This is a genomic window from Burkholderia sp. BCC1988, assembly GCF_905339895.1.
Lineage (GTDB): Bacteria > Pseudomonadota > Gammaproteobacteria > Burkholderiales > Burkholderiaceae > Burkholderia.
In genome coordinates this window covers 159,524-175,708 of the sequence record NZ_CAJPHA010000013.1, presented here as the reverse complement: position 1 = coordinate 175,708, position 16,185 = coordinate 159,524, and the positions used below count along the sequence as shown (strand labels likewise).

16 protein-coding genes are annotated in these 16,185 nt (G+C 68.8%); 4 read left to right on the top strand and 12 right to left on the bottom strand.

The window, feature by feature from the left end:
* Nucleotides 1-15: 15 nt before the first annotated feature.
* From lipA to U4012_RS20090, 6 genes are all read right to left on the bottom strand, one after another.
* Nucleotides 16-981, bottom strand: coding sequence for a lipoyl synthase (gene lipA, locus U4012_RS20115; protein ID WP_321800987.1), 966 nt, complete (start codon nucleotides 979-981; stop codon nucleotides 16-18).
* A 2-nt stretch (nucleotides 982-983) separates the two neighbouring features.
* A complete protein-coding gene (locus U4012_RS20110) occupies nucleotides 984-2,099 on the bottom strand; it encodes an acetoin dehydrogenase dihydrolipoyllysine-residue acetyltransferase subunit (protein WP_044847262.1) in 1,116 nt (371 codons plus the stop codon).
* A gap of 4 nt (nucleotides 2,100-2,103) precedes the next feature.
* On the bottom strand, nucleotides 2,104-3,108 hold the full coding sequence (locus U4012_RS20105; RefSeq protein WP_044847261.1) for an alpha-ketoacid dehydrogenase subunit beta: 1,005 nt from the start codon (nucleotides 3,106-3,108) through the stop codon (nucleotides 2,104-2,106).
* Between the two features lie 70 nt (nucleotides 3,109-3,178).
* Nucleotides 3,179-4,162 carry a thiamine pyrophosphate-dependent dehydrogenase E1 component subunit alpha gene (locus U4012_RS20100; protein WP_321800984.1) on the bottom strand — a complete coding sequence of 328 codons (984 nt, stop codon included), beginning with the start codon at nucleotides 4,160-4,162 and terminating at the stop codon, nucleotides 3,179-3,181.
* Nucleotides 4,163-4,238: 76 nt separating this feature from the next.
* A complete protein-coding gene (locus U4012_RS20095) occupies nucleotides 4,239-5,015 on the bottom strand; it encodes an SDR family NAD(P)-dependent oxidoreductase (protein WP_321800982.1) in 777 nt (258 codons plus the stop codon).
* A 59-nt stretch (nucleotides 5,016-5,074) separates the two neighbouring features.
* Nucleotides 5,075-6,133 (bottom strand): ATP-NAD kinase family protein, encoded by a 1,059-nt coding sequence (locus U4012_RS20090; protein WP_044847258.1) that lies wholly within the window; start codon nucleotides 6,131-6,133, stop codon nucleotides 5,075-5,077.
* 521 nt (nucleotides 6,134-6,654) lie between these two features.
* Between U4012_RS20090 and U4012_RS20085 the strand changes: the two genes are divergently transcribed.
* Complete coding sequence (locus U4012_RS20085) at nucleotides 6,655-8,586, top strand: sigma-54-dependent Fis family transcriptional regulator (RefSeq protein WP_044847256.1); 1,932 nt, start codon at nucleotides 6,655-6,657, stop codon at nucleotides 8,584-8,586.
* A 46-nt stretch (nucleotides 8,587-8,632) separates the two neighbouring features.
* Here the strand turns inward: U4012_RS20085 and U4012_RS20080 are convergent, their stop codons facing one another.
* Both U4012_RS20080 and U4012_RS20075 read right to left on the bottom strand, forming a co-directional pair.
* The gene (locus U4012_RS20080; RefSeq protein ID WP_321800977.1) at nucleotides 8,633-9,067 is read right to left on the bottom strand and encodes a carboxymuconolactone decarboxylase family protein; all 435 of its coding nucleotides are present in this window, start codon (nucleotides 9,065-9,067) and stop codon (nucleotides 8,633-8,635) included.
* A complete protein-coding gene (locus tag U4012_RS20075) occupies nucleotides 9,051-9,512 on the bottom strand; it encodes a MerR family transcriptional regulator (protein WP_321800975.1) in 462 nt (153 codons plus the stop codon). Before U4012_RS20075 ends, U4012_RS20080 begins: the two co-directional genes overlap by 17 nt.
* A 286-nt stretch (nucleotides 9,513-9,798) precedes the next feature.
* Between U4012_RS20075 and U4012_RS20070 the strand changes: the two genes are divergently transcribed.
* Together U4012_RS20070 and U4012_RS20065 are read left to right on the top strand one after the other, a co-directional pair.
* Nucleotides 9,799-10,428 (top strand): ComEA family DNA-binding protein, encoded by a 630-nt coding sequence (locus U4012_RS20070; protein WP_321800973.1) that lies wholly within the window; start codon nucleotides 9,799-9,801, stop codon nucleotides 10,426-10,428.
* 88 nt (nucleotides 10,429-10,516) lie between these two features.
* Nucleotides 10,517-10,948, top strand: a complete 432-nt coding sequence (locus U4012_RS20065) for a YidB family protein (RefSeq protein ID WP_044847252.1) — start codon at nucleotides 10,517-10,519, stop codon at nucleotides 10,946-10,948.
* Nucleotides 10,949-11,070: 122 nt separating this feature from the next.
* On the opposite strand, the gene clpB is transcribed toward U4012_RS20065, so the two are convergent.
* Both clpB and U4012_RS20055 read right to left on the bottom strand, forming a co-directional pair.
* The gene (gene clpB / locus U4012_RS20060; RefSeq protein ID WP_321800969.1) at nucleotides 11,071-13,668 is read right to left on the bottom strand and encodes an ATP-dependent chaperone ClpB; all 2,598 of its coding nucleotides are present in this window, start codon (nucleotides 13,666-13,668) and stop codon (nucleotides 11,071-11,073) included.
* A 156-nt stretch (nucleotides 13,669-13,824) separates the two neighbouring features.
* Nucleotides 13,825-14,343 (bottom strand): Rrf2 family transcriptional regulator, encoded by a 519-nt coding sequence (locus tag U4012_RS20055; protein ID WP_321800966.1) that lies wholly within the window; start codon nucleotides 14,341-14,343, stop codon nucleotides 13,825-13,827.
* Nucleotides 14,344-14,609: 266 nt separating this feature from the next.
* On the opposite strand from U4012_RS20055, the gene U4012_RS20050 reads away from it, so the two are divergent.
* On the top strand, nucleotides 14,610-15,170 hold the full coding sequence (locus tag U4012_RS20050) for a group III truncated hemoglobin (RefSeq protein ID WP_321800964.1): 561 nt from the start codon (nucleotides 14,610-14,612) through the stop codon (nucleotides 15,168-15,170).
* 69 nt (nucleotides 15,171-15,239) lie between these two features.
* Here U4012_RS20050 and U4012_RS20045 read toward each other — a convergent pair whose 3' ends face one another.
* Together U4012_RS20045 and moaD are read right to left on the bottom strand one after the other, a co-directional pair.
* On the bottom strand, nucleotides 15,240-15,716 hold the full coding sequence (locus U4012_RS20045; protein WP_124486280.1) for a molybdenum cofactor biosynthesis protein MoaE: 477 nt from the start codon (nucleotides 15,714-15,716) through the stop codon (nucleotides 15,240-15,242).
* Between the two features lie 206 nt (nucleotides 15,717-15,922).
* Complete coding sequence (gene moaD, locus U4012_RS20040; protein WP_006758354.1) at nucleotides 15,923-16,180, bottom strand: molybdopterin converting factor subunit 1; 258 nt, start codon at nucleotides 16,178-16,180, stop codon at nucleotides 15,923-15,925.
* Nucleotides 16,181-16,185: the final 5 nt, after the last annotated feature.

The window sequence follows — 16,185 nt, the reverse complement described above, 5'->3', positions numbered from 1 at the left end:
CGCACGGCGTGCGGCCTACGCGTCCTCCAGCACGTCGGCCGCGTGGTACGAGGACCGCACGAGCGGTCCGGCAACGACTTCCCTGAAACCGAGCGCCAGCCCCTCGTCGCGCCACGCGGCGAACGCATCGGGGCTCACGTAGCGTCGCACCGGCAGATGGTGCGCGGACGGCGCGAGATACTGGCCGAGCGTCAGCACGTCGACCTCGTGCGCGCGCAGGTCGCGCAGCGTGTCCCGCACCTCGTCGTCGCACTCGCCGAGCCCGAGCATCAAGCCCGATTTCGTCACGAGCGTCGGCCGCGCGGCCTTCGCGTGCGCGAGCAGTTCGAGCGAGCCGCGATAGTCGGCGCCCGGCCGCGCCGCCCGATACAGCGACGGCACCGTCTCGATGTTGTGATTGAACACGTCCGGCCACGCCGACGACAACGCATCGAGCGCACGCGCGACGCGGCCGCGGAAATCGGGCGTCAGCACCTCGACGCCGATGCCCGGCACGCTCGCGCGCACCGCCGCGATGCAGGCAGCGAAATGCGCGGCGCCGCCGTCGCGCAGGTCGTCGCGATCGACCGACGTGATCACGACGTAGCGCAGCCCGAGCGCCGCGACCGCGGCCGCGAGCCGCGCGGGCTCGTCGGGATCGAGCGGCTCGGGACGGCCGTGCGCGACGTCGCAGAACGGGCAGCGCCGCGTGCACAGCCCGCCCATGATCATGAAGGTCGCGGTGCGCTGCGCGAAGCATTCGCCGATGTTCGGGCACATCGCCTCCTCGCAGACGGAATGCAGCCGATGCTCGCGCAGCACGGCCGCCATGTCGGCGACCGCCCCGCTCATCATCGGCCGCGCCCGCAGCCACGGCGGCTTCGGCAGCGCCGCGCCGCCCGCGGGCTCGACGCGCACCGGAATGCGCGCGAGCTTGTCGCGGCTGCGCGCGCCCGGCTGGCCGAGCGCGGTGAGGCTGGGTCGTTCGAGCGCGGCGGTCATCGTCAGTCTCCGAGGAACGCGACGATCAGGCGGTTCACGTCGGCAGCCGCCTCCATCTGCACCATGTGGCCGCTGCCGGCAATCACCTCGGCACGCACGCCGTCCGGCAAGCCCTGCGCGTGCCGCGCCGGAATCACCTGGTCGTGCTCGCCCCAGATCACGAGCGTGCGCGGCGCGAGCGACCCGACGCGGTCGCGGAACACGCGCCGCTGGGCCGCACCGTCGAACGCGGCGCTCGCGATCTTCTCCAGCGCGGCCTGCACGCCTTCGAGCCGCTTGTACTTGACGAGATCCTCGACCAGTTGCCGCGTGACGAGCGCGTGGTCCGCGAACAGCGCGCCGAGGTGCGGCTTCAGCGTGTTGCGGCTGTTGCCGGCGACGAAGCCGTCGATGTAATCGCGGTTGATGTCGGCGCCGAGCCCAGCACTCGCGATCAGCGTCAGCGATGCGACGCGCTCCGGCGCGCTGTCGGCCAACGTCATCGCCACCGCGCCGCCCATCGAATGGCCGATCAGGTGCGCGCGCTCGATGTGCTGCGCATCGAGCAGCGCGAGCACCGCATCGGCCAGTTCGTCGAGGCTGCCGGTGTCGACTGCCTTGCCCGACTCGCCATGCCCCGGCAGATCGAGCGCCCAGACGGGCCGGTGCGCGGCGAGCTCCGCGTGGTTGAACAGCCAGTTGTTGAGGTCGCCGCCGAAGCCGTGGATCAGCACGGCGGGCGTGCCCGAGCCGTCGCCGAGCTTCAGGAACCGGACCGTGCGTCCGCCGATCTGCGCCTTCTCGGGCTGCGGGCCCGCCGCGTCGTCGGCGGCCGCGGCCGGCACGAAATCGCGCTGGAATTCGGCGATCGCCGCGTCGATATCGGCATCGCTCGCCTCGGCCGCGGCTACCACGCCGAGCAGCGCGCCGACCGGCAGCGTCTCGCCCTCCTGCGCGACCTGCCGGCGCAGCGTGCCGTCGAACGCGCACTCGACGCCCGACGAGATCTTGTCGGTCTCGACGTCGAGCACTTCGTCGCCCTTCGTCACGCGCTCGCCGATCGCCTTCAGCCAGCCGTTGACCTGCCCCTGCTCCATCGACAGCCCCCACTTGGGCATCGTGATCATGTGAATCGACATCGTGTCAGCTCCTGGTCTTGAGTACCGCCTGCGCGATCGCGTCGGCGGACGGGATGTAAAGGTCTTCCAGCACGCCGGCGAACGGCGCAGGCGTATGCGGCGCGGTGACGAGCTCGATCGGCGCCTTGAGCGTTCGGAACGCGCGCTGTGCGACGAGCGCGGCGATGTCGGTCGCGATCGAGCAGCGCGGGTTCGCTTCATCGACCACCACCACGCGCCCGGTGCGCGCCGCGCTTTCGAGGATCGTTTCCTCGTCGAGCGGCGACGTCGTACGCAGGTCGATCACGTCGACGTGAATGCCGTCCTTCGCGAGCTTCGCGGCCGCGTCGGTCGCGAGATGCACCATCCGGCCGTACGTGACGATCGTCGCGTCGTCGCCTTCGCGCACGACGTTCGCCTCGCCGAACGGAATCGCATAGGATTCCTCAGGTACGTCGCCTTCGCGCGTGTAGAGCAGCTTGTGTTCGAGGAAGATCACGGGATCGTTGTCGCGGATCGACTGGATCAGCAGCCCCTTCGCGTCGTAAGGCGTCGACGGGCACACGACCTTCAGCCCCGGAATGTGCGTAAACAGCGACGTGAGCATCTGCGAATGCTGCGCGGCCGCGCGCAGGCCCGCGCCGTACATCGCGCGGATCACGACCGGCGTCACGGCCTTGCCGCCGAACATGTAGCGGAATTTCGCGGCCTGGTTGAAGATCTGGTCGAAGCACACGCCCATGAAATCGATGAACATCAGCTCCGCGACGGGCCGCATCCCGCATGCGGCCGCGCCGACCGCCGCGCCGATGTAGCCGCCTTCCGACAGCGGCGTATCGAGCACGCGGCCCGGAAACTTGTGAAACAGCCCCTTCGTCACGCCGAGCACGCCACCCCATGCGTCGTCCTCGCCCGGCGCACCCGCGCCGCCCGCGTTGTCCTCGCCCATCACGATCACGCTGTCGTCGCGCGCCATTTCCTGCGCGAGCGCCTCGTTGATCGCCTGCGAATAAGTGATCTTCCTTGCCATGTCTGTCTCCTGGGATATTCGGTTCGCCGTGCCGGCTGCGCCGGCCGCTGGCGGCTATGTCAGAGCGCGCTCACGGGTACGACACGTACACGTCGGTCAGCAGGTCGACCGCGTCGGGCAGCGGCGCGGCCTTCGCCTGCGCGACCGCATCGTCGATCAGCGCCTTCACCTGCGCATCGACCGCGCGCAGATCGTCCGCCGTCAGCACCTCGGCACGCACGACGCGCGCTTCGAAATGCTTCAGGCAATCCTTCTCGTCGCGCAGCTTCTGCACTTCGCCCGGCGCGCGGTAGGTCTGCGCATCGCCTTCGAAATGGCCGAAGTAGCGCGTGAACTTCACCTCGACGAGCGTCGGGCCGCCGCCGTTGCGCGCGCGCGCAACGGCTTCGCCGAGCGCCTCGTGCACCGCGAAGAAGTCGAAGCCGTCGACGATCACGCCCGGCATCCCGAAGCCGTTCGCGCGGTCGGCGATGTTGTCGGTCGCGACCGACCAGCTCGACGACGTCGCTTCCGCATAGCCGTTGTTCTCGGCCACGAAGATCGCCGGCAGGCGCCACACCGACGCGAGGTTCATCGATTCGAAGATCACGCCCTGGTTCGACGCGCCGTCGCCGAAGAAGCACACGCCGACGCCGCCGGTCTTCTTGTGCTTGGCCGCGAGCGCCGCGCCGCACACGAGCGGGCCGCCCGCGCCGACGATCCCGTTCGCGCCGAGCATCCCCATCGCCAGGTCGGCGATGTGCATCGAGCCGCCCTTGCCGTGGCAGACGCCCGTCTTCTTGCCGTAGATCTCGGCCATCATCCCGTGCACGTCGACGCCTTTCGCGATGCAGTGGCCGTGCCCGCGGTGCGTGGTGGCGACGTAGTCTGCAAGTCCGAGATGCAGCATCGTGCCGACCGCGGAAGCCTCCTCGCCCGCGTACAGGTGAACGAAGCCGGGGATTTCGCCGGTCGCGAACTCGACGTGCAGGCGCTCCTCGAATTCGCGGATCGTGCGCATCAGCCGGTAGGCGTCCAGCAGCGTGTCCCTGCTGAGCTGTGTCGAAACGGTCATGTGTGTCTCCTGGATAGGTCTGACTGCGAATGCCGCCGCGGCAACGCCCCGGCGACGGATTGCACGGCGTGCGCCGTCAATGGAACGTGAAGCCGCCGTCGACGTTCACGGCCTGGCCGGTCACGTTGTCCATCGTCGCGAAGAACAGCGCGAGCCGGCCCATGTCTTCCGGCGTCTGCGCGCGGCCCTGCGGGATCAGCGTCAACTGGTGCCGCTGCCACGATTCCTCGACCGATTCGCCGTCGGTCTTCCATTCGTCGGACAGCCGGTCCCACATGTAGGTACGGACGATGCCGGGGCAGATCGCGTTGACGGTCACCCCGTCGCGCGCTAGCTCCTTCGCGAGCGCGTTGGTGAAGCCGACGACCGCGAATTTCGATGCGCTGTAATGCGCGAGATTCGGAAAGCCCTCCTTGCCCGCGATCGACGCGACGTTGATGATCCGGCCGCGCCCCTGCGCCTTCAGATGCGGGAGCGCCGCGCGGCAACCGAGGAACGTGCCCTTCGCGTTCACGTCCATCACGAAATCCCAGTCGCGCTCGGTCAGCGCCTCGACCGGATGAATGCTGATCACGCCCGCGCAATTCACGAGGATGTCGAGCCGGCCCAGTTCGGCGCGCGCCTGCGCGACCATCGCGTCGACCTGCGCGGCCTGCGTGACGTCGACCTTCGCGATCGCCGCGCGGCGGCCGAGCGCGCGCACCTCGCGGGCGGTCGCGTCGAGGGCGTCGTCGAGCAGATCGGCCAGCAGGATGTCGGCTCCCGCGCCGGCGAGCGTCAGCGCAATGCCGCGGCCGATGCCGCGCGCGCCGCCGGTCACGATGGCGACCTGTCCTTCGAGCGGGTTTGTCATGGCAATGTCTCCTTGATGATCGTTATGGATGCCGAAATACCGTTCGGGACGACGGATGCTCAACCACGCCACGCGCCGGCATCGCGCAACAACCGCCGCGACGACGCGTAACGCAGCGTGCGGCCGACATCGACCGTCAACGGCCCGCGCCAGTCGAGCGCGATCTCGTAGCGCTCGCCGCGCGCGACCTCGATCTCGCGCTCGCCGTCGAACGCGAGCGTGCCGTGCTCGAACGGGATCGTCTGCCACGCATTCGGCTCGAGCCGCTCGCAGCTGCGCATCACGACGCGATCGACGCGGCCGGGCGCGATCGGCGCGACGAGCGGCGTGCCGGCGGTCTTGCCGTCGGCGGCGAAGCGCATCGCGAGCCCGTGCGGCGCGCTGCGCTCGAGCGGTGCCCACGCGCCGCCGAGCGCGGACAGGCCGATGCCGTCCGGCTCCGCAAACGTCAGGTAGAGCGTGTCGATGTCGTCGGGCCCCGAGATCGCGCGCGCACCGATGAAGCGCTGGCGCGCCGCGCACACGTCGACGAGCGCGATCTCCTCGCGGCCCGCGTTCGCGCCCGCCGCGCAGCGCACGACGAGCCGCTTGTTGCGCGTGAACGCAACCTCCGCCGGCACGGCGCCGGTCGCGGCGAGTCCTGCCGCGACGCCCGCGACGGTCGCTTCTCGATGTTCGGGAAACGCATTGTTCGTGCCGGTGGACAGCGCAACGAGCGGCGTCGCGCCGCAATGCGCGGCGACCGCACGATGCGTGCCGTCGCCGCCGAGCACGACGATCAGCGCGACTTCCATCCGTCGCATGTAGGCGGCACCGGCCTGCGTGTCGGCGACGGTGTCCGAGATCGGCAGGTCGACGAATTCGACGTCGGGCCAGCGCTCGTGCGGCGCGACCGCGCGATGCGTATCGAGCGCACGCATCAGCAGCGTCGCGATGCCCGTCTTGTCGCGCAAGGTCAGCACGCGCTCGACGCCCATCGCACCGAGGCCGGCGAGCAGGCGCACAACCATGTTGGCCTTTTCCGCCGTCGGGAATACGGATGCATGCGTCGTCAGGCGGCGAATGTCGCGCCCCGATGCGGGGTTCGCGATCACGCCGACGGTCACGGGCGTCGTCACGGGCTTGTCTCCATCCAGTGGGCCGGCGCTCGCGCCGGCCCTGCATGTGTCGTCCGCCGTCATCGAGAGCAGCGGATCGTCGTCGCCGACGCGATTGCGCCGGCTTGCCCGTGACATCTGCAAGCGGCGTGCCACCGTGTGTGCAATGACCGCGAAACCCGCGTGCGGACTGGCTCGGCCGGTACGCCAGGCATCGGCATCTGCTGCCGCGAGCGCCCGACGCCCTGCGAAACCGCCCGTGTGTCTCACGCGGTCGATCTCCTGGCGCGCCGGTTTCGGCGCCTTCATCCGGACCGCAATTTCGCCGGCAAACCACGCGGCTTGCGGCGCGGCGCGCACCGCCGTGCGCCGGCCCACCGTTGCGCGCGGCCTGCCCGCGCGTCTCAGCCGCGCGAGACCGGCTGAGATACCGCTGAGACGAACGTCTCACGCCGCGCGCGTGCTGCGATGCAATGTGATCCGCGCAAGCGGATGTGCTACAAGAACATCGAATTCCCCGCCGTACGGAACCGGAGCCGATCATGCCCTACGCAGTCCCCCAGGCCCAGCACGCCGACCGTGTGCTCGGCGCGCTCGCCGGACGCCTGCCCGCGCCGGCCGATTCCGCGCGTCTCGTGTCGTCGTGGCAGCGCTCGCTCGAGCGCTACGCGCTCGACCCGGCGTCGTCGATCGGCCCGCGCGTGCTGACCGCGGCCGAGCTGCGCGAGGTGCGCGACAAGGAGGAGGCCTTCCTGCGCGCATCGGGCCAGTGCCTGACGCGCCTGCACGACATGATTCGCGTCGCCGACTACTGCGTGATGCTGACCGACGCGCACGGCGTGACGATCGATTACCGGATCGACCGCGAACGCCGCAACGACTTCCGTCATGCGGGGCTGCACATCGGCTCGTGCTGGTCGGAAAGCGAGGAAGGCACCTGCGGCGTCGCGAGCGTGCTGACCGATCTCGCGCCGATCACCGTGCACAAGACCGACCACTTCCGTGCGGCGTTCACCACGCTCACCTGCAGCGCGGCCCCGATCTTCGCGCCGGGCGGCGAACTGATCGGCGTGCTCGATGCGTCGGCCGTCCAGTCGCCGGACGGCCGCGACAGCCAGCGTCTCGTGTACCAGCTCGTGCGGCAGAGCGCGGCGCTGATCGAGGATGGCTACTTCGTGCACAGCACCGCGCAGCACTGGATATTGTTCGGGCACCCGAATCGTCACTACGTCGAGGCGCAACCCGAATGGCTGATCGCGTTCGACGAATGCGGCAATATCGTCGCCGCGAACCGGACGGCGCGCGACGCGCTGCCGGCGCTGCGCGAGCCGCGCCATATCGACGAGATCTTCGATGCGACCGAGATGCCGCTGCGCGACGCCGCGCGGCTCGACGCGATCGTCGCGCTGCGGCTGCGCGCGACCGGCGCCCCGCTCTATGCACGGCTGCGCGCGCCGCTACGGCGCGCCGGCCGCGAAACCGGCACGGCACGGGCCGCCCCGGCATCGCGCCGCCCCGGCACCGCGCAGCGCCACGTCGGCGCGCTGACGCCGTTCCTGCACAGCAGCGACGCGCGCGTCGCGCAGCAGGCCGAACTCGCGCTGCGTGTCGCGAGCAAGCGGCTGCCGATTCTCGTGCTCGGCGAAACCGGCGCGGGCAAGGAAGTGTTCGCCCGCGCGATCCACGACGCCGGTGCGCGACGCGCACGGCCGTTCGTCGCGGTCAACTGCGGCGCGCTGCCCGAGGCGCTGATCGAAAGCGAGCTGTTCGGCTATGCGGCCGGTGCGTTCACCGGTGCGCGCAAGCACGGCGCGCGCGGCAAGATCGCGCTCGCCGACGGCGGCACGCTGTTCCTCGACGAAATCGGCGACATGCCGCTCACGCTGCAGACGCGCCTGCTGCGCGTGCTCGCCGACGGCGAGGTCGTCCCGCTCGGCAGCGATACGCCGGTGCGCGTCGATCTCGACGTGATCTGCGCGACGCACCGCGATCTCGCGCGGATGGTGGCCGACGGCACGTTCCGCGAGGATCTGTATTACCGGCTGAGCGGCGCGACGTTCGAACTGCCGCCGCTGCGCGAGCGCGCGGACGTGCGCGACGTGATCGCCGCGGTGTTCGCCGAGGAAGCGCAGGCGACCGGCCATGTGCTCACGCTCGACGCGACGCTCGCCGAGCAGCTCGCCGCGTATCCGTGGCCCGGCAACGTGCGGCAGCTGCGCAACGTGCTGCGCTATGCGTGCGCGGTGTGCGACGCCGCACGCGTGACGCGGCGCGACCTGCCGGCCGATCTCGCCGCGCAGCTCGGCGCCGGGCCGCCCGGCGCGCTGCCGGACGACGAACGCGGCCGCATCGTCGCGGCGCTCACCGCGCATCGCTGGCGGCCGGACGCGGCCGCACAGGCGCTCGGCATCTCGCGCGCGACGTTGTACCGGCGGATCGCGAAACACCGGATCGTCGCACCGCACCGCCTCTGAAGCATCTGATGCATCCGGTTCATCCGACGCACCGGCACGCGTCGCCTCACGCGGCGCGCGCGCCCGCTTCGGTCGTGCCGCCGTCCCGGCCGGCCGCTTCATCGCGCCGCGTGAACACCTCGTGCGCGGCGAACAACGCGTTGAGGGCGGCCGGGAAACCCGCGTAGACGGCCATCTGCATGAACACCTCGACGATCTCGTCGCGCGTGCATCCGACGTTCAGCGCCGCCTCGACATGCACCTTCAGTTGCGGCTGCGCGTTGCCGAGCGCGGCCAACGCGGCGATCGTCGCGATCTCGCGCGCTTTCAGGTCGAGCTGCGGCCGGCTGTAGATGTCGCCGAAACCGAATTCGACGATCAGCCGCCCGAAGTCCGGCGCGATCGGCGCAAGCGACGCGATCACGCGTTCGCCCACTTCGCCGTCGATTTCCTTCAGCTTGTTCCAGCCGCGCGTGTAGCGATCTTCAACGAGTCGTTCCATGGTGTCCGTCCTGTTCCGAGAATGAGTGAGTAGGGTTCGCCCGTCGTTCCGTCTCGCGTTCCTGCGTCTCGTAGTACGTGATCTTGTCGCCGATCGCGTCGAGGCTCGCCTGCAGCTCCGCGATATGCGCGCGCACCGCGTCGCGATGCGCGGCCAGCAGGCGCCGCCGCGCACCGAACGTCGACTCGCCTTGCGCACGCAGCGCCGCGAACTGCTGCATCTGCGCGATCGGCATGCCGGTCGCCTTCAGGCGCATCACGAAGTCCAGCCAGTCAAGATCGGCCGGCGCGTAGAGCCGGTGCCCGGCCGCCGTGCGCGAAATCGCGCGCAGCAGGCCGGCCTGCTCGTAATACCGCAGCGTATGCGTCGACACGCCGGTCAGTTCGGCGACTTGCCCGATCGTGAGCGGACCGGCGGCGGAAGGTCTGGATACGGTTTTCGACATGGCAGGAACAAGGTTAGGAGTTAGAGTTCACTCTAAGTCAAGCGTTGTCGCACGGCCAAGTACAACAATTTGGAATCCCCGCCGCGGACACCGTAAAGAATGGTCAAAACCGCCGCCCGACGCGGCTTTCCGTCTTTACAGCGACGCAAGCCTTCAGCAAGATTCGGTCAGCCTGTCTCAAAAAGGGCACGCATTTGTCCTATGCTTAACGGCGACGCCCGGCCAGGTCTCGCCCCGCCGTCCGTTGCAACAGCCATTCATCCGTCAGAACCAGGGAGCCTTTGCCATGCTGAAAAAGCTGCTGATGCTGTTCGTCGCGCTATCGCTGTCGCTTGCCGCCGGCCTCGCCGCGGCCGTCGAAGTCAACACGGCCGACCAGGCCGCGCTCGAATCGGTGAAGGGCCTCGGCCCCGTGAAGTCGAAGGCGATCATCGACGAACGCACCAAGAACGGCCCGTTCAAGGACGCGGACGATCTCGCGAACCGCGTGAAGGGTCTCGGCACGAAGTCGGTCGGGCATCTCGAGGAAAACGGCCTGACGATCGGCGGCTCGTCGACGCCGCCGAAGGGCGTGAAGCTGTCGAAGCCGGCCGCGACGACGCCGGCGACGACCCCGTCGACCACGCCGGCCACGACGCCGGCAGGCACCGCTCCGACGTCGACGACCGCGACGGCCGGCACGACGGCGACGGCACCTGCACCGGCCACGAGCGCTCCGGAAGCGGCGACCAAGCCGGCCAAGGGCAAGCGCGCCTCGAAGAAGGAGAAGGCGGCCGCAGCCGCGGCGGCCTCCGCCGACGCGGGCGCGAGCGCGAGCGCGCCGGCCGCAGCGTCGTCCACGAAGGCGACGAAGGGTTCGAAGAAGAAGAGCAAGAAGGACAAGGCAGCCTCCGCCGCCGCGGCGTCGGGCGCCTGATGTGCGCCGCGTGCGCGATGGCGTGCGCGCGGCATTCGATCAACGGGCGCCGTCGTCACGGCGCCCTTTTCAGTAAAGGTGAAGAACCATGGGTCTCCTCGATATCGTTGGCGGTCTGCTCGGCGGCCAGGCCGGCGGCAACTCGCAAAGCGCGCTGATCGCGACCGCGCTCGAATTCATCAACAACCAGCCGGGCGGGCTGAACGGCCTGATCGAGAAGTTCCAGAAAGGCGGCGCCGGCGACGTGATCGGCTCGTGGGTCGGCACCGGCGAAAACCAGCCGATCTCGCCCGACACGCTGCAGAACGTGCTCGGCTCGGACGTCGTCGGTTCGCTCGCCAGCAAGATCGGCATCGATCCGGGCCAGGCCTCGTCGATCCTCGCGCAGGTGCTGCCGCACGTCGTCAACAGCGCGACGCCGAACGGCGAAGTGCCGGCCGGCGGCCAGATCGACACGTCGAACGTGCTCGGCACGCTCACGCAGCTTGCCGGCATGTTCGGCGGCAACAAGCAAGGCTGAGCCGCGCCGGCTGACGGCCTCGGCAGCGGTTTCGGCCGCCCCATATGCAAACACCCCGCCTGAGCGGGGTGTTTGTTTTTGCGTGCCCGGCGCGAACCGGGCACGCGGCCGATGGCCGGCGATCAGTGCACGACGCGGTCGAACACGAACTGGCCGTCGTTGACGTCGACCGGGATCACGTCCTTCGGACCGAAGCGGCCCGCGAGGATCAGCTTCGCGACCGGGTTCTCGATCTCCTGCTGGATCGCGCGCTTCAGCGGCCGCGCGCCGAACACCGGATCGTAGCCGACCTTCGCGATCTGTTCGAGCGCCGCCGGCGACACGTCGAGCGCCATGTCGAGCTTCGCGAGCCGGTCGTGCAGGCGCGCGAGCTGGATCTTCGCGATCGACTCGATGTTGCTGCGATCGAGCGCGTGGAACACGACGACGTCGTCGATCCGGTTCAGGAACTCCGGACGGAAGTGCTGCTTCACTTCGAGCCACACGGCGTCCTTGATCTCTTCCTGCGGCGAACCCGTCATCGCCTGGATCACCTGCGAGCCGAGGTTCGACGTCATCACGATCACCGTGTTCTTGAAGTCGACCGTACGCCCCTGCCCGTCGGTCATGCGGCCGTCGTCGAGCACCTGCAGCAGCACGTTGAACACGTCCGGATGCGCCTTCTCGATCTCGTCGAGCAGGATCACGCTGTACGGCTTGCGGCGCACGGCTTCCGTCAGGTAGCCGCCTTCCTCGTAGCCGACGTAGCCCGGCGGCGCGCCGATCAGCCGCGCGACGCTGTGCTTCTCCATGAACTCGCTCATGTCAATGCGGATCAGGTGCTCTTCGGAATCGAACAGGAACGACGCCAGCGCCTTGCACAGCTCGGTCTTGCCGCCCCCCGTCGGGCCGAGGAACAGGAACGAGCCGTACGGACGGTTCGGATCGGCGAGACCCGCGCGCGAACGACGGATCGCATCCGCGACCGCGCTGATCGCCTCGTCCTGGCCGACCACGCGCTCGTGCAGCTTTTCCTCGATGTGCAGCAGCTTCTCGCGTTCGCCCTGCATCATCCGCGACACCGGAATCCCGGTTGCGCGCGACACGACTTCCGCGATTTCTTCGGCGCCGACCTGCGTGCGGAGCAGCCGCGGACGCGTCGGGTTGTGCTGCTCCTGCTCTTCGGCCTGCGTGACCTGCTTCAGTCGCGACTCGAGTTGCGGCAGCTTGCCGTACTGCAGCTCGGCGACCTTCTCCAGCTTGCCTTCCCGCTGCAGACGCGCGATGTCGGCGCGCACCTTCTCGATCTCTTCCTTGAGCTGCGCGCTGCCCTGCACCGCGGCCTTCTCGGCGGTCCAGATCTCTTCCAGGTCAGCATATTCGCGACCAAGGCGCTCGATCTCTTCCTCGATCAGCTGCAGGCGCTTCTGCGACGCTTCGTCCTGCTCCTTCTTCACGGCCTCGCGCTCGATCTTCAGCTGGATCAGCCGGCGATCGAGCTTGTCCATCTCTTCGGGCTTCGAATCGATTTCCATCTTGATCTTCGATGCAGCCTCGTCGATCAGGTCGATCGCCTTGTCCGGCAGGAAACGATCGGTGATGTAGCGGTGCGACAGCTCGGCCGCGGCGACGATCGCCGGGTCGGTGATGTCGACGCCGTGGTGCAGTTCGTACTTCTCCTGCAGCCCGCGCAGGATCGCGATCGTCGCCTCGACGCTCGGCTCGTCGACGAGCACCTTCTGGAAACGACGCTCGAGCGCGGCATCCTTCTCGATGTACTTGCGGTATTCGTCGAGCGTGGTCGCGCCGATGCAGTGCAGCTCGCCGCGCGACAGCGCCGGCTTCAGCATGTTGCCCGCGTCCATCGCACCCTCGGCCTTGCCGGCACCGACCATCGTGTGGATCTCGTCGATGAACACGATCGTCTGGCCTTCGTCCTTCGCGATGTCGTTGAGCACGGCCTTCAGGCGCTCCTCGAACTCGCCGCGATACTTCGCGCCGGCGAGCAGCGCGGCCATGTCGAGCGACAGCACGCGCTTGCCCTTCAGCGTCTCGGGCACTTCGCCGTTGACGATCCGCTGCGCGAGCCCTTCGACGATCGCGGTCTTGCCGACGCCCGGCTCGCCGATCAGCACCGGGTTGTTCTTGGTGCGGCGCTGCAGGATCTGGATCGAACGGCGGATTTCGTCGTCGCGGCCGATCACCGGATCGAGCTTGCCCGCGCGGGCGCGCTCGGTCAGGTCGACCGTGTATTTCTTCAGCGCCTCGCGCTGGCTTTCCGCGTCCTGGCTGTGCACCTGCGAGCCGCCGCGCACCGCGGCGATCGCGGCTTCGAGCGCCTTGCGCGTGAGGCCGTGCTGGCGGGCCAGCTTGCCGGCTTCGCCCTTGTCGTCGGACACGGCGAGCAGGAACATCTCGCTCGCGATGAACGTGTCGTTGAGCTTCTGCGCTTCCTTGTCGGCCTGGTTCAGCAGCCCGGCCAGCTCCCGGCCGATCTGGATGTCGCCGCCCGTGCCCGTCACTTGCGGCAGGCGCGAAATGGCTTCGTTCAGCGCGCCTTGCAGCGCCTGCACGTGAACGCCCGCGCGCGACATCAGCGAGCGGGCGGAGCCGTCCTGCTGCGCGACCAGCGCCGCCAGCACGTGAACGGGTTCGATGTATTGATTGTCGCGCCCTGCCGCGAGGCTTTGCGCGTCAGAGAGTGCTTCCTGGAACTTGGTGGTGAGCTTGTCGATTCTCATTTGGTGAGACCTCCAATTTTCGATTAACACCAAGATGAGGATGGTTATACGGGTTTCAAGCGAAATTCGGGTTGATTCAACGCAAAAATCGCCGGGCGGCGACGCTGCGGCCTGTGGGCGGGCCGCAGCGCGGACGGCGGGGATGGCGCCGGCGTGTCAGTCGCCCCTCGACGACGATTCGGCGGCCGCCGGCGCGTCATCCCCGGACGGTTCGGCGCGCACCAGCGCGATCGGACGAATGCCCAGCAGCGCGGCGAGCGGCGACGCGGGCACGCTCAGCTCGCCGAGCGTGTGGCGGTCGAGCTCGGCGAAGAATGCGTCGCGCGCGGCCGCCAGCACACCCTTCAGGCGGCATTGCGGCTCGATCACGCAACCGCGCGCCTCGTCGCCGTCGGCCACGAAGCAGCCGACCAGCGCGAAATCGTTCTCGGTCGCGCGCACCACCTGGCCGACCGTCAGCTTCAGCGATTCGCGGAACAGCCGCAGCCCGCCGTTGCGGCCGCGCACGGTGTCGACCCAGCCGAGCTCGCCGAGCTGCTGCACGACTTTCATCAGATGGTTCTTCGAGATGCCGTAGGCGTCCGAGATCTCCTGGATCGTCGCGAGCCCCTCGCCGCGCACGGCGAGATACAGCATGACGCGCAGCGAGTAGTCGGTGTAGTCGGTGAGTCTCATGAGCAGGTACGGAAAATCGTCGATCGTGCCCCGCTCGGGCGAAGCGGGTCGATCGGAACACGCGCCGGGGCGGCTGTCGAGGCCACCGACGACGCCGGGTTGCCGGGACGGCCTGCGCGCAATAAGATGCATGGAATCTGCGCATTTTTCAGGCAGGGGTGGACGCTATTTTGCGTCAAAATTCCGTCGGCGTCCTGCGCGTTGCCCCCGCCGCCGTTCCGCGGACACGTCACCGATGCCCTGAATTTCCCGGCCCTTTTTTTGCCATGACCGCCCTGCCCGCCTCGCCCGATACCGCCCCGGCCCGCCTGCGCGACGCCGAACCGACCGAAGACAACATCCGCGACCTCGTGTACGCGTTCTACGACCGCGTGCGCGCCGATCCGCTGCTGGGCCCCGTGTTCGACGCGAAGCTGGACGGCCGCTGGGACGAGCATCTGCCGAAGATGGTGAGCTTCTGGTCGAGCCTCGTGCTCGGCACCAAGAGCTATCGCGGCAACGTGCAGCAGGCGCACCAGCCGCTCGACGGGATCGAGCCCGCGCATTTCAGCCGCTGGCTGTCGCTGTTCCTGAAGACCGTCGAGGGGCGCTACACGCCGCCCGCGGCCATCCGCTTCATGGAGCCCGCGCTGCGGATCGCGCAGAGCCTGCAGCTGAGCCGATTCGGCTGGGATTACCCGATTCCGCCCGAGCAGCAGGCGCTGCTCGACGCGATCGCGCCGCGCCGCCGCGACACGGGCGACGATCCGCATGCGCTGCCGTCACGCGCCCGCGGCGAGCCGTTTCCGGCGAGGATCATCGGACGCGGCACGGATCCGGACGCCTGACACGACGATTCGCTGCGCTCGAACCCTCGAGCGCCTGCGGCACATCGCCGCACAATGCGAACGCCGCGCTCAACGCGGCGTGTTACCCGATTCGACGCCCCAGCGTGCGAGCGCCGCATCGTCGGTACTGCGGGCATCGACCCAGCGCTCGCCGTCCGGCGTCGTTTCCTTCTTCCAGAACGGCGCCTCGGTCTTCAGGTAGTCCATCACGAATTCGCACGACGCGAACGCGTCGCCGCGATGCGACGCGACCGTCGCGACCATCACGATCTGGTCGAGCGGCAGCAGCCGGCCGACGCGGTGCACGATCGCGACGTCGATCCCGGGCCAGCGCCGGCCGGCCTCGGCGGCGATCTTCTCGAGCGCCTTCTCGGTCATCCCCGGATAGTGCTCGAGCTCCATCGCGGCGACCGAATCGCCTTCGTTCAGGTCGCGCACGGTGCCGACGAAGCATGCGACCGCGCCGATCTTCGGGTTGCGCGCGCGCAGTGCCGCGACTTCGGTGTTCAGGTCGAAGTCGTCGGTCTGGATTCGTATCGTTGCCATCATCTGCCTCTGTCGACCAGAGTTAGCGCTTTAGCGCTTACTCCGGTCCCATGCTTCGCGGTCGACCAGAGTTAGCGCTTCAGCGCTTACTCGGGTCCCATGCTTTGCGGTCGACCAGAGTTAGCGCTTTAGTGCTTGCTCTAGTCCGATGCTTCGCGGTCGACCAGAGTTAGCGCTTTAGCACCTACTCCGGTCCCATCCCAAGCTCAACCGCCCGTCACCGGCGGAAAGAACGCGACCTCGCAACCGTCGGTGAGCCGCGTATCGGGATCGGTCATCTCGTGATTGCATGCCATGCGCAACGCGCGCCCTTCGGCGAGCGTTTCGGCCCACGCGCCGCCACGCAGGCGCAGCCAGGCGCGCACGTCGCCGACGGTCGTCACGCCGTCCGGCACGTCGGCCTGCTCGTCGGACACGCCCAGCGCCTCGCGCACGCTTGCAAAGAATTTCAGCTGAATCTTCATAAGTC